The 12742-nt window shown below is 40.2% G+C and carries 13 protein-coding genes; 2 read left to right on the plus strand and 11 right to left on the minus strand.

What is annotated here, in order from left to right:
- Nucleotides 1–23: 23 nt before the first annotated feature.
- From GXK58_RS11705 to tatC, 6 genes are all read right to left on the minus strand, one after another.
- Nucleotides 24–962, minus strand: coding sequence for a carbohydrate kinase family protein (locus GXK58_RS11705; RefSeq protein WP_160722970.1), 939 nt, complete (start codon nucleotides 960–962; stop codon nucleotides 24–26).
- Between the two features lie 71 nt (nucleotides 963–1033).
- On the minus strand, nucleotides 1034–2059 hold the full coding sequence (locus GXK58_RS11710; protein ID WP_160722972.1) for a LacI family DNA-binding transcriptional regulator: 1026 nt from the start codon (nucleotides 2057–2059) through the stop codon (nucleotides 1034–1036).
- Between the two features lie 105 nt (nucleotides 2060–2164).
- Complete coding sequence (locus GXK58_RS11715) at nucleotides 2165–3880, minus strand: GMC family oxidoreductase (protein WP_160722974.1); 1716 nt, start codon at nucleotides 3878–3880, stop codon at nucleotides 2165–2167.
- 23 nt (nucleotides 3881–3903) lie between these two features.
- Nucleotides 3904–4668: a gluconate 2-dehydrogenase subunit 3 family protein gene (locus GXK58_RS11720; protein WP_160722976.1), complete on the minus strand. Its 765-nt coding sequence runs from the start codon at nucleotides 4666–4668 to the stop codon at nucleotides 3904–3906.
- Nucleotides 4669–4756: 88 nt separating this feature from the next.
- Complete coding sequence (gene tatA / locus GXK58_RS11725) at nucleotides 4757–4948, minus strand: twin-arginine translocase TatA/TatE family subunit (RefSeq protein WP_160722978.1); 192 nt, start codon at nucleotides 4946–4948, stop codon at nucleotides 4757–4759.
- A 105-nt stretch (nucleotides 4949–5053) separates the two neighbouring features.
- On the minus strand, nucleotides 5054–5791 hold the full coding sequence (tatC, locus tag GXK58_RS11730; RefSeq protein WP_160722980.1) for a twin-arginine translocase subunit TatC: 738 nt from the start codon (nucleotides 5789–5791) through the stop codon (nucleotides 5054–5056).
- Nucleotides 5792–5972: 181 nt separating this feature from the next.
- On the opposite strand from tatC, the gene GXK58_RS11735 reads away from it, so the two are divergent.
- Both GXK58_RS11735 and GXK58_RS11740 read left to right on the plus strand, forming a co-directional pair.
- The gene (locus GXK58_RS11735) at nucleotides 5973–6233 is read left to right on the plus strand and encodes a hypothetical protein (protein ID WP_160722982.1); all 261 of its coding nucleotides are present in this window, start codon (nucleotides 5973–5975) and stop codon (nucleotides 6231–6233) included.
- Between the two features lie 21 nt (nucleotides 6234–6254).
- Nucleotides 6255–6608 carry a c-type cytochrome gene (locus tag GXK58_RS11740; RefSeq protein WP_160722984.1) on the plus strand — a complete coding sequence of 118 codons (354 nt, stop codon included), beginning with the start codon at nucleotides 6255–6257 and terminating at the stop codon, nucleotides 6606–6608.
- An 88-nt stretch (nucleotides 6609–6696) separates the two neighbouring features.
- On the opposite strand, the gene GXK58_RS11745 is transcribed toward GXK58_RS11740, so the two are convergent.
- From GXK58_RS11745 to allC, 5 genes are all read right to left on the minus strand, one after another.
- Nucleotides 6697–7887 carry a MalY/PatB family protein gene (locus tag GXK58_RS11745; RefSeq protein WP_160722986.1) on the minus strand — a complete coding sequence of 397 codons (1191 nt, stop codon included), beginning with the start codon at nucleotides 7885–7887 and terminating at the stop codon, nucleotides 6697–6699.
- 194 nt (nucleotides 7888–8081) lie between these two features.
- Nucleotides 8082–8879, minus strand: a complete 798-nt coding sequence (locus GXK58_RS11750) for a hypothetical protein (protein ID WP_160722988.1) — start codon at nucleotides 8877–8879, stop codon at nucleotides 8082–8084.
- A gap of 295 nt (nucleotides 8880–9174) precedes the next feature.
- Entirely contained in the window at nucleotides 9175–10044 is an 870-nt protein-coding gene (locus tag GXK58_RS27010) for a spore coat protein (protein ID WP_202171345.1), read from the minus strand.
- A gap of 93 nt (nucleotides 10045–10137) precedes the next feature.
- Complete coding sequence (locus GXK58_RS11760; protein WP_160722990.1) at nucleotides 10138–11400, minus strand: pyridoxal-phosphate-dependent aminotransferase family protein; 1263 nt, start codon at nucleotides 11398–11400, stop codon at nucleotides 10138–10140.
- A gap of 15 nt (nucleotides 11401–11415) precedes the next feature.
- Nucleotides 11416–12663, minus strand: a complete 1248-nt coding sequence (allC, locus tag GXK58_RS11765) for an allantoate deiminase (protein ID WP_160722992.1) — start codon at nucleotides 12661–12663, stop codon at nucleotides 11416–11418.
- Nucleotides 12664–12742: the final 79 nt, after the last annotated feature.

Here is a 12742-nt window from a genome sequence, read left to right on the forward strand (position 1 = left end):
CATAAGTTATAAAAAAAGGGTACCTATTCAAACTGTTTTTTTAGTTCATCAACATCTATAGTAGCAGTTAGAGCGCCGATCTTTGTTGTAGCGGCAGCACCTACTTGATTAGCAAACTGAAGGTATTTTGTCAGTTCGGAGAGATTGGCCGGTTTCCCATAATCATGGAAGCAAAAAATGAGAGCGGACATAAACGCGTCACCTGCACCCGTAGTGTCCACAGCATTTACTTCCGGAGCGGGTACGAAAATCTTTTTTCCATCCATGACAGCGAAAGCACCTTTCCCTCCCATCGTGACAAACAGAAAAGGAATTTTCCAAGATGATACAAGTTCCAAAGCACTTTCAAGTGTATGGGTTTGTGTCAAAAAATATAGTTCGTCCTCCGCAATTTTAACTAAATCAGCTTTTTTAATAAAAGAAGTGATTGTTTCCCTGCATTGTTCCTCGCTTGTCCAGCGCTTTAACCGAATGTTTGAATCGAATGCAATAAAATTCCCTGCATCTCGGGCGTATTGTATGGATGTTTCTGATGCGGCTTTGGCTTTGTCATGAAAAAGGGTGCCTGAACCGAAATAAAAAGCCTTCGTTTGTTCGAACACTTCTTTCCTTAATTCATTCACTGTTAATACTTCGTCTGGAGTTTCGTTTAGGTAAGAATGAAAAAACCGCTCACCATCTTCATTAAGATATACATATACTCCGCAAATCTTCTTACTCGCAGAATGAACTGAGAACTCCGTATGGATTCCTTCCATTATAAGTTCTTGTTCAACAAAATGGCTGATGTCGTCATGGCCTAGTTTACATAAATAATAAGTTGGGAGGCCGAGCCTGCTTGTTCCTGCTGCGACATTAACAGTTGCACCGCCCATGAATGGCTGAAATGTTGTATTTGAAGCATCGACTGAAACATAGTCGACAAACGCTTCACCAAGTGAAATAACCCCTAACTTCTCCAATAGTAGAAGCCCCCCCTAGCAATGATAGTAATCGTGGTGAATAAATTGGTTTTTATGTAAAAAGAACTTTTTTAACTGTTCTCAAATGCAGACTCCCGAACAACAAGTTCTGGATGTAAGATAATTCTTTCGGTTGGCCGGTCAATATCGTTAATTCGCTTATGAAGAAGAGCAGCAGCAGAGGCACCAATATCACTTGCGAAGGAAGATACAGTCGTTAACGGCGGGTTGGTAATGCCCGCTTCCGGGATATCATCAAACCCAATTACAGCCACATCCTTCCCAGGGATTAAACCCGATTCTCTTAAACCAACCATGACACCGAGGGCCACTAAATCATTAAAACAAAAGATGGCTGTAGGCTTTGTTCCTTGACTTAGTAATTCCTTAACCCCTAAAGCCCCGCCATCCCTTGTTGGTGCGGTACTAACTAACATCGAGTCTTCCACTTCAAATCCTGCTGATTGATAGGCTTGTTTAAACCCCTCTACCCTTTGCTGCCAAGCCGTTGATTCCTTACGGCCGCCCACAAAGGCGATTTGCTGATGTCCGTTTTTCAATAAATAATTGATCGCCAATTTTGCTCCCATTGAATAATCAATACCTACATAGTCACAATCTAAATTGGCAATTTCTCTTACTGCATGGACAATGGGTAGATCTAATTTTTTTAACTTTTCAATCGGTTCCTTTGAACTGCCCGAAACAGGACAAAGAATAATGCCGTCTACTCGATGTTCAAGCATCGTCGATAAAAGGTGTACCTGTTTTTCCTCTGAATCAAAGGTTGTCCCTAATAGTACGGTATACCCCTCAGATTCTAAAGTCGTACTTACTCCCTTTAATAAATCTGAAAAATAGGTATTAGCAATATCAGTAAAGATGACACCAATTGTGGATGAACGCTTTGAACGAAGATTAGCCGCTATCCGGTCGTATACATACCCAAGTTCCTCCATGGAGGCTAACACTTTTTTTCTGGTCTTTTCGGCAACATTCGGACTATTTCTCACAATGAGCGATGCGGTGGCTCTAGAGACACCCGCATGTTCAGCGACATCTTTTAAAGTCACTCTCGCCCGGTTTTTTTGTTTCATACTACCACCCTGCTCACTAATTCCTGATTATTTCATTATATAATAATCTTTCTAAACAAAGAAACTACCTGTCCACATATTGGGACAAGTAGTTTTTTTAGTGAATTAAACAAGCAGGCCGCCTTGTTTAATATATTTTAAAATACCTTCAGCCGCACGATAGGAAAGCGCACCTAATGTACCGGTTGGATTAAAGTTACTATTATGAGGAAAAGCAGAAGCTCCAGCCACAAAAACATTCTCCGCATCCCACATTTGTAAATACGTGTTAACGGCAGAATTTTCAGGCTTTGCTCCCATGATGACTCCGCCTGTGTTATGCGTATTGGTATCTTTGTTTACGTTGAATGGACCTTGCTCTTCATTTGTTTCCATAATATCTGCGCCGAACTCTTTGGCAATTTTTTTCGTAATCTTTGCCATGTATTTGACCATTTCACGATCTTGTTCTGTGTAGTCATAAGTCATCCGTAATAAAGGCATACCGTACGCATCCTTATAGGTAGGATCTAGATCCAGATAATTATCTTTGTGTGGCATGCTTGCTGCTTGTACCTTTACAGGGAAGGTACTGTTTGCATACTTGATGGATTGTTTCTTGAATTCCGCCCCCCATGCAGGTGTTCCTTTTGGAACGGTATTGTTAGCGATTGGACGGTTTCCATATTGAGTGACACGCACACAGCCTCCATGAATGAAGTTTTCATTCGTATGGTCAATTTGATCCCCTGTGAAATCAGGAATCTCCATCCCAAGTGCCCCGGCACCACCATACAAGTTAAACTCTTTATCATTAAAGAATAGAGTAGTGGCCCCTCCTGTTACTTGATAGCAATAGTTCTTGCCGATTACGCCTTTCCCTGTTTCCGGATTGTATGGCTGACCAAGGCCTGAATTCAATAAAAGTCTCACATTATTAAACACATAACTTGCGACCACTACGATATCAGCAGACTGCTCAAACTCTTCACCAGTAATCGTATTAACATAAAGTACACCAGTTGCTTTTTTTCCATCATTTAAGATTTTAATCACATTTGAATGGGTTCTTAAATCAAGGTTTCCAGTCTGTTTGGCCACAGGAATCACCGTTACGGCTGGATCCGCCTTCGCACCGTATTCACAGCCAAAGTTTTCACAGTAGGCACAATACTGGCAGGCACCACGTTGAATGCCATCTGGGTTTTTATATGATTCTGATAGATTAGAAGATGGAATGACATATGGGCTGTAGCCAAGTTTTTTAGTTATCGTTTCAAATTCCTTCATGATCGGTGTCTTAACCATCGGACCAGTAGGATATGGATTGGTCCGTTTTCCATATTTCTCAACGGTCTCACCGGAGATGCCTGCCATTTTTTCGAATCTATCATAATAAGGTTCGATTTCGTCGTACGTCAAGCCCCAATCTTGGATCAGATACTCAGGCTTTACTTTATTTGGGCCATATTTTTTTTCGGTTAACGTCTTAATTTCGAAATCATAGGGTAAAAAACGGTAGGTTTGACCGTTCCAGTGACTGCCGGCACCACCCACGCCGTCTCCGACGATAAAGGTGCCATAACTGCGCATGGGAAGAGCCGTCATGTTTTTATTATTTCGTGATGTAATCGTCTCTTTTGAAAGGTCCTGCATCAACTCTGTCCGATGTTGATAGCGAAGTTCATCATGTCCCATTAAATAATCGCTGGTGGTCCGATCTTTCCCTCGTTCAATTCCAACCACTTTGATGCCAGCTTTTGTTAATTCCGAGGCGATGATTCCGCCTGCCCATCCCATACCAACAATTACAACTGGTACTTTTGGAAGTTTTGTAGCCATTTGATCGTCATTCCTTTCTATCATTAATGACCCATATGGTCATGTAAACTTTGTGGAGTCATTTCTACGAATTTATCACTTTGTATTTCTTTGGTATAACCCATCTGAGCGCCGGGATATTTCCGCATTTTCCAGCCCTGCATATCTTTATTACCGCCATACATTGGATCAGCATAAGCTCCTTCAATGGTTAACGTTCGGAGCATTTTAAAAAATGCAGTGGTCGAAACACCTGATAGATTACCAGCTTTTCCACTCTCAAAATCTGCTAATACTTCATCCTGCTCTTTCGCTTCTAATTCAGTGAATTTCTTTTGATACTTTTTATTGCTATAATCGTCTAAACCGTTCAAGCCTAACAGAAATAAATCCTTACGGAGGATCCGCAGTTGTCCGCCTTGTTTTTCATCAGGCGTTTTAAAAGGTGCCATCATGTAGTCCTTTGCATTAACTCCCCATGGACTCGCGAGTTGATGGTCAATATAAATCGCCACATTTAAATCATTTGCTCCTGGACCGGTTTCATCTTTCGGAAAAATCCGCTCAGCCGCAGCTGCAGCTGTCTGATATTGATTTTGATTAAAAAACATCAGAGCTTCATTAGGATTCGCAGCCATCTCTTGTACCGGGGATGACGCTGGCTCCGTTTTTGAGGATGGTTTCATTCCGAATAGGCTTCCGACTGCTCCGCCTATAATTAAACCACCGACTGTTAATCCTGAATTTTTCATAAAGGTTCGTCTTGTTTTGTCCTGAACCCCAGTTAATTTTTTCTCGTCATTTGACATAGAAAACCCCCCATTTCATTAGGTAAAGTTTACAAACACTGTTTTTTAGATCGATCTATTAGATCGATCTAAATTAACAGCAAAAAATTTACTTCTCATTCTTCCTATCCGCTTCAAATGGTTCTTTCACATCGTCAACCATTTCTCTCGTTGACTTTTTGAATTCACGAAGTGTATCTCCAACAGCTTTTCCAAGCTGAGGTAATTTAGATGGGCCAAATAGAATTAAAGCCAATACTAAAATGATGATGAGTCCAGGAACACCTATTGAACTTAACAAAACAATTCCCCCTTTATAAATAGCTTGTTTGATCATGACAGATAACCCAACTTAAACCTATCAGCAATTTTATTAGATCGATCTAATTTTTAAGTAACATTAATCTCATCCTCTGTTTTTCTTATAGATCCAGTTAGAACATAGAATACTAACTTCATAGAGGACCAATAGTGGGACACTAAAAATAAAATCTGAAATAAAATCCGGTGGTGTAATGGTAATGGCTACTATTACAAGCACAAAGTAAGCAGCTTTTCTTATTTTTCTTAAGAATTTAGGATTAACCAAACCAATTTTCGTTAAAAAGACAATGATAATGGGTAATTCAAACATGAGGCTCACAGGCAGAATAATCCCAAACATCATCTTAAAATATTGTGTAATTCCATAAGTTTCTGTGGCACCAATGGATTGGTTAATTGACGATAAAAATTGAATCATCATCGGGAATAGCACAAAATAGCTAAACGATACTCCCAAAATAAATAATAAAAACGTAATCGGGATAAAAACAAATACTCCCTTTTTTTCCACATCAGTTAACCCTGGCTTTACAAACAGCCACGTTTGATGCATGGCAACCGGCAAGGATATTAATAAGGCCACAACAAGTGCACATTTAAAATAAATAGCAATTCCATCAGCAAATCCGAACACATTCCATTCAATTCTAACTGCCGATGGCTGTGATTTTATGAATTGTAAAATCATCGGAGAGGCAATAAATCCTGCAATTAAGGAAAGAGCTAAAATAACTAGTACGATAATAAGACGCTTCCTTAATTCGGTTAGATGTGCAACAAGGAGCTGTTCTTGATCCTGTTGAATATTGGCCTGTTCCATAATAAATTATTGAACACCCCTTTTTAAATAGATTGAAAACTAGTATAATTTGTTTCGTTACCCTAAAAAACAATAACTAGTATACGATAATAATTTAAAAAAAGACATTCTTTTGTCACAAAATGTTCAAAACTAATGATTCTAAAAATTTAAAATACTTTGTCTTAAGAGGAGTAAAGTAATGACTACTCATATAAAAACTGAATTATCTTACTTAAGTGAGCTCATTTTTTCTTTGCTGTTAACAGCCAGCATAGGAGTTTTTTGTGATAAAACTTTTGTTACCTTTCCATGGCTTGCCTTTATAGGAATTCCTATCGGTTTAGCCCTGGTTATCAGCTGCTGGGAACAAAAGAAAAATAATTGGACCCTTTTTATCGCGGGTTTATTAATAAACGCATTTGTATGGTCCATAGTTTTTAACTGGCATACATTTTTCTAAAAATAAATTTAGGAGATTCATATGAAAAAAACATATATGATAACTAGTTTTAATGTCATTTTAGCTGCATGCCTTGTATTCCTGCTGTTTGTTTATGAAGGACCAAAACAATCACAATCCGTTTCAGCGAATGCTGGCGGAACTTCTTCTGCATCCGCAGGAAATGCGGAAGATATTGTCGGGAAAAATTGTATCACTTGTCATGGTGATCAATTACAAGGCGGCGCAGGTCCTGCCTTAACTAAAATTGGCTCTAAATATAATCAGAGTGAGATTGAAAATATTATAAAAAACGGCAAAAACGCCATGCCTGCAGGTGTGATTTCGGGGGACGAAGTTACGATTGTAGCGAAATGGCTTTCTGAGAAAAAGTAACAAACTGTTTAACAAACGAAAAGCAATGCCAACTAGCCTAAACTTAGGCGTTGGCATTGCTTTTTAGTATGTTTTAAATTCGATTTATTTATCTTACATTTTCAAATTCTCTAGCCATTCTTTCAAATGCCTCTTGAATCATTGGGCGTGGCGACGGAATACAAATTCGTTGATAATTCAGTCCCTCTTCACCGAACATTTTTCCGTCTTCTAAAATGACATTGGCTTTGTTATAAATACGATCATGAACATCTTCAGGGGTTAAGCCATATCCGCTGAAGTCCATCCACATAATATAGGTACCCTCGGGGATTCTCACCTTTACTCTTGGCATCTTTTCCGCTAAGAACTGGACCACCCACTCCATTGTTCCGTCAATATATTCCTTCAGCTGCTCAAGCCACTCTTCGCCGTCGTGGTAAACCGATACTAAGGCAGAAACCGTAAATGGCGATGGTAAATGGTTACCCATTACGCTAGTAAAGGCTTTTCTGAGTTTAGAATTGGTGATAATGACATTCGTGCAGTGAAGTCCAGCCAAATTGAACGTTTTGTTAATGGCTGTAAACGTGATAATATGGTCGGTGTTCTCAGCGACCTTTGCAATTGGAATGAATGTTTGATTCTGGCGGATTAAATCTCCATGGATCTCGTCTGCAACAATCAACACATGATTGGCCGCACAAATATCGGATAATTTCTGCAGCTCCTCTTTGGTGAAGATCCTTCCAGTTGGATTATGAGGATTACATAAAATGAACATTTTCGTGTTTTCATCTTTTGCTTTTTCTTCAAAATCCGTAAAATCAATCTGATAATAACCCTCTTCGTCACATAGAAGAGCGTTATTTAAAAGTTCTCTTTTGTTCGCTTTAATGGCTGCCGTAAATGGAGGATAGACAGGACGTTGAATAATAACGCCTTCCCCTGGATTTGTGAACGCTCGAACGGCAATATTTAAGGCATGGACAGTCCCGGGGCTATAGATAATCTCTTCCTTTTTTATTTCCCAATCATGTCGCTTTTTGAACCAATGCTGAATGGCTTCAAAATACTCATCCGGAAAGATGGAGTAACCAAATATCCGATGATCAACGGTCTTATGTAAGGCATCAATTAATGGCTGAGGTACGGGTAGATCCATATCTGCAGTAAACAATGGAATGGTCTCTTCGTCATACCTTTCCGTGAGTCCAAACTTTTTAATCACCTCTCCGCCATCCCACTTGATAGAATACGTCCCTCTCCGATTAACAACTTCATCAAAATTATACTTCATTCCTATCACCCTTCGTCGTCGAATAGATGTGTAACTTTAGTAATCAGTCATTACATATACTTTGCATTCTACTCAAATCGTAACCTACAATAGCGAATATTTCCATTTAATTGTCTTACGATAAAACCATTCAAGCCAGGATATATTCTACTATCCTGGCATTAGTAATGGTGACAGGCACCAATAAAGGCACCTTAGAAATTCAGTTTGGAGATCATGTAGAGTTCGTCTTGGAGTTTGTCTAGGATTTGTTGGAAGGGGGTGTTCATGAAGAGTGGGAAGAGTTCGGCCAAGGCATCCTCATAGTCTTGTCCCATGAGTTCTCGTAATTTTACGTACCTTTCATAGAGCATGGCTTTCTCGAAATCGATTCCCAATTGATAGAGGCCCTGGAAAAGTTCTTCTTTAGGGAACTTTTTAATTCGCCTAAAGACAATTTCGTTTTTATCTATTAAGGTCTCATTTAAATAATGGGTAACATAATCGGTATAAATCATTTGACCAATATCGGGGGTTTCTTGTTTTGTATAATTAAACCCGATGACACGGTCATCTTTATTTTCATGAAGAATAAATGTCTTATTCCCTCGTAAATGAGAAATAAAGCTTTTTACATTTCTATCGAAGATCTTATCAAATTGGATGATTTGCTGGAGCTTATACGCAAATTCTTTATGTTCCTCTCCTACAACAAATAACCGGTCCACTATCGGCAACAGCTTTAATACCCCTTCTGATAATTGGCTGGAGGCATCATATATCGTTATATCGTGTGCTTTTTTCATTTGCTTTACTTTCCGTTTTTGTTCGGTAAGGGTCAATTTAGAAAATTCTTGGATCAGTTCATTTGTCGTATCTTCTTTTTGTAAAGACCCATATGATATGAATGCAACGGATAAGTTCGTATGGGTTTTGAGCCAATGATACACCGAAACAGACAACTCGGTTACACCTGATTTTGCTTTAGGAGAATAAAAACCAACTAAATACATTTCTATCACCTGCCTTAATAAATTATATTCACAGAGATAGAAATGGAATGGGACAAACCTCTACTTGCCAGAACAAAAGCGCAAGCGCCTTGAACAGCCCCGACAAGCATAAGACGAGCCGGCCGAAAGGTTGCATTTTAACCTTTTGGACGGATTGGCTTATGACCTCGAGGGGCTAGGCGCTGGAGCTGGACGTCGATAGTCCTTTTTTAACAGTTATCCACAAGCGAAAATTTTATTTTTCCTAAACGATCAGAAAAATGGACATGATCTAGAGTCATGTCCACTAATTAAATTAATGATTAAAATACTTATATTCGCTTGGATGGGTATTAGCTTGAGATGGATTTCCTATCATTTGACCATGAATGACAGATGGTGCCTGTTGATGCTGTTGCTGCATCGCTGCTCCGGCTGGCATACCACCAAGCTGATTCATTGGCATCATGTTTTGACCTGATCCAGAAGTATGCATTGGTTGGCTCATTTGTTGGTTCATTGGATGATTCTGTTGGTTCATTTGTTGGTTCATTGGAGCATTCCCCATCATGTTACCCATCATTGCTTGGTCAGCACCCTGTAATTGGCCTGGGTTCACCATATATTGAGCCTTTAATGATTCACTAGACGGCTGAAAAGCGTGTAAATAGGTTTTAGCTGTATGATCCTTCATCGTTGGGATTTGGTACTGTCCCTGAGAATTCATAAATAAAAATACTTCATATGCCTGGTTCACACAGTTAACAGCCCCATTTAAAAGAACCTGGCGAAGATTTGGGTCGGCAATTTCTAATGTTGCCTTCACCCCATTAGCCGCCCCATTTTTATGACAAATCAGCAGCGCGCTGGCAATTTCAAAATCATTAAAGGTTGTACTCACTTCAGGGGCTACCATACTTGGATTATCGAGGCCATACTGGATTTGATCAGGTTGTGCAGAACGAATATTCGTATTAGCCGGCATTGGTGTAAAGTTTTGATAATCATGTGTATAGGAAACGACTGCATCATACGATTTAATCTCTTCTTGTAAATGACGATGAATCATTTCCTTTAACTGCGGGTTTTTCGCTTGTGCTGCATACATATGGAAATGATTAATCATATTAATTTTTTCAGTTAGGATTTCATGGACTTCCATGGCTTCATGTGCTCCGAATGGCATAGATAACACTCCTTTTTGTTTTCTTGAACAAAAGTATTATCCTCAACCGTGCTCACATGTATGTGCTGCGAACTGTTTTCCGAGATAGTAAAATTAGGAAGGCTTTTTAACCGGCATGCCTGCAGTCCGTTCTACTTTGTAAGCATCTAGGGCGGCCTGCAGTGCCTCTCCTCGATGTACGTTGACACCATGACGAATTAGGACGGCTTCTAATGCCCCCAATACAGATAGGATGTTTTCCTTCCGGCAGCTGTATCCCATCGTACCAATCCGCCAAATCTTTCCATGCAAGGGCCCAAATGAGGAAGCTATTTCAATACTAAATTGATCTAACAGCATTTTCCGCACCTGTTCTCCATCCACACCTCTTGGAATTTCCACACAGGTTACACATGGGAGTTTGTGATCCGGATCGCCGAACAGACTAAGCCCCATCCTCTCAAGCCCTGCGATCAAAGCTTTTTCATGCAATTTATGGCGGGTAAATCTCTGTTCAAGGCCTTCCGTTAAAACAAGCCGCAATCCCTCGTGCAGAGCATAAATCATCGATGTGGCTTCCGTATGATGATTGAGTCTTCTTGGTCCCCAATAATCCTGGAGCATGCTTAAATCAAAATAGTTGCTCGCAATCGCTTGTCTTAACCGGGAATAACGCAAATCCTCCTCTGTCGCAATGCCGCGCTCGACCTTTTTCCGAGAAAACAAAATCTTTTCTATCCGGTCATTATACGTGATAGGTGCCATCCCTGATGGGACCGATAAGCATTTTTGTGTACCGCCTATCAAACCATCGATAAACCACTCATCGGTTTTGACTTCCACTCCTCCAATCGAAGCTACTGCATCGACAACGAGAAGGATATCTCTTTCCCGGCTCGCTTTGCCAATTTCCTCAAGCGGCTGCATCCGGCCTGTTGAGGTTTCCCCATGAACGATAGCCACGATTTTAGGCTCCACTTTGTTCATCTCATCAATCACTTCTTGCGGATCGAACACCTCTCCCCAAGGGCACTCAATCGTATGAACCTCAGCTCCATATCGTTCACAAATTTCAACAAGCAGGTGTCCGAATCTTCCGAAAATAGGAACCAGCACTTTATCACCTGGCTCAATGATACTGCACAGGACCGCTTCATTTCCTGAACGCGAAGTACCGTCAATCGGAAAAGCCCATTGATTCTTCGTTTGAAAAACCTGACGAAGCATCTCCATAACCTCATTCATAATATTGGTAAAAGCCGGATCAAACTGTCCTAATATAGGTGTACTCATGGCACGTAATACCCGCGGATCCACTTCGACCGGTCCGGGTGTCATAATTGTCCGTGCAGGTGTATGCAGCTCAGAAAAGACCATTTCTTCCATCTCCCTTTAATAGGCTAATTTATATAAAACCTCTGTTAATAATTCAATGCCAGTTTCTAGATCGTCCCAGTGGGTAAATTCAGCCGGTGAATGACTGATCCCATTTTGACTGGGGACAAATAATAAACAGGTAGGATATGAACCTCCAAATACCTGGGCATCATGTCCAGCACCACTTATGATTTCTTGATAACGCATATTTTTTTCTTCGGCAATCGCTCGAGCCAAGTCATTCATCGGTTCATCCATCTCGACCGGCTTTACATCCATCCACTGTGAAATGGATACTTCCATATTTAAGCTTTCCGCCACTCGTTTAAATTCAGCAAAGATCTCATTACAGTACCGATCAATGATTTCCTCTATGTGATGACGGATATCTAAACTAAATTCTACCTCACCAGCGACCACATTTGGAACATTTGGTTTAACTGTTAATTTACCAACCGTCGCCACTAAATGCGGATCCAATTCCTTTGCCTTTTCTGTTAAAAAAGAAATCAAATAGGAGGCGGTACTGACCGCATCTTTCCGGAACGGCATCGGAGTGGTTCCCGCGTGATTGCTTTCTCCCATGATATGAATCATATATCGGCGCTGTCCCACAATATGCGTTACAACACCAATTTGGTTCCGATTTTTTTCCAGCACCATTCCCTGCTCAATATGAATTTCAACAAAACGTTCAATATCGGACCGTACAGGAGGTGTATACTTTTCTGGACCAAAGCCAGCAAAGCTCATAGCATCCAAAAATGATGTACCTTCAGCATCTTGGACGTTTTTCACACGCTCAAGATTGTAAGCACCCGTAATATTTCTTGAACCCCAAAAGGTTAAAGGAAAACGGCTTCCTTCTTCCTCACATAAGGAGACCACTTCAATCGTTTTCTTTGGATAACCATATTTGGCAAATAACCTTTGGGCAGCAAGCAAACTGGCAATAATCCCATAGGCCCCATCATATTTTCCACCCTCTACTACCGTATCAATATGTGAACCTGTCAGAATCGTTTTCTCACTTGAGTCTGTTCCTTGTAACCTTCCAAATAAATTCCCGACACAGTCAAAATAAGTATTCAAATTCATTTCTTCCATTAATTTTTCTAACGCGTGCTGGGCTTCCTGCCAGGAAGGTGTGTACAAAAGTCTCGTAACTCCCCCATTCTCCACTTGCCCAAAGGAAGCAAGCCATTCAATCATTGCTCCAACTTGGCCTTTATCCATTGAATGTTTCTCCACTTGAATGGCCATTTCCTTCACTCCTTACTATGTTAATTTTAGTTACATTAAGCGTTATAGATATAGTTTACATTCTGGATTAATAGACTTC

The sequence above is a fragment of the Bacillus sp. USDA818B3_A genome (assembly GCF_009928415.1).
Lineage (GTDB): Bacteria > Bacillota > Bacilli > Bacillales > Cytobacillaceae > Neobacillus.

Bases quoted from the DNA above. Each gene is read 5' to 3' on its own strand.
- GXK58_RS11710 (WP_160722972.1), bottom strand. From the start codon at position 2,059: ATGAAACAAAAAAACCGGGCGAGAGTGACTTTAAAAGATGTCGCTGAA.
- GXK58_RS11715 (WP_160722974.1), bottom strand. From the start codon at position 3,880: ATGGCTACAAAACTTCCAAAAGTACCAGTTGTAATTGTTGGTATGGGA.
- GXK58_RS11720 (WP_160722976.1), bottom strand. From the start codon at position 4,668: ATGTCAAATGACGAGAAAAAATTAACTGGGGTTCAGGACAAAACAAGA.
- tatC (WP_160722980.1), bottom strand. From the start codon at position 5,791: ATGGAACAGGCCAATATTCAACAGGATCAAGAACAGCTCCTTGTTGCA.
- GXK58_RS11735 (WP_160722982.1), top strand. From the start codon at position 5,973: ATGACTACTCATATAAAAACTGAATTATCTTACTTAAGTGAGCTCATT.
- GXK58_RS11740 (WP_160722984.1), top strand. From the start codon at position 6,255: ATGAAAAAAACATATATGATAACTAGTTTTAATGTCATTTTAGCTGCA.
- GXK58_RS11745 (WP_160722986.1), bottom strand. From the start codon at position 7,887: ATGAAGTATAATTTTGATGAAGTTGTTAATCGGAGAGGGACGTATTCT.
- GXK58_RS11750 (WP_160722988.1), bottom strand. From the start codon at position 8,879: ATGTATTTAGTTGGTTTTTATTCTCCTAAAGCAAAATCAGGTGTAACC.
- GXK58_RS27010 (WP_202171345.1), bottom strand. From the start codon at position 10,044: ATGCCATTCGGAGCACATGAAGCCATGGAAGTCCATGAAATCCTAACT.
- GXK58_RS11760 (WP_160722990.1), bottom strand. From the start codon at position 11,400: ATGGTCTTTTCTGAGCTGCATACACCTGCACGGACAATTATGACACCC.
- allC (WP_160722992.1), bottom strand. From the start codon at position 12,663: ATGGCCATTCAAGTGGAGAAACATTCAATGGATAAAGGCCAAGTTGGA.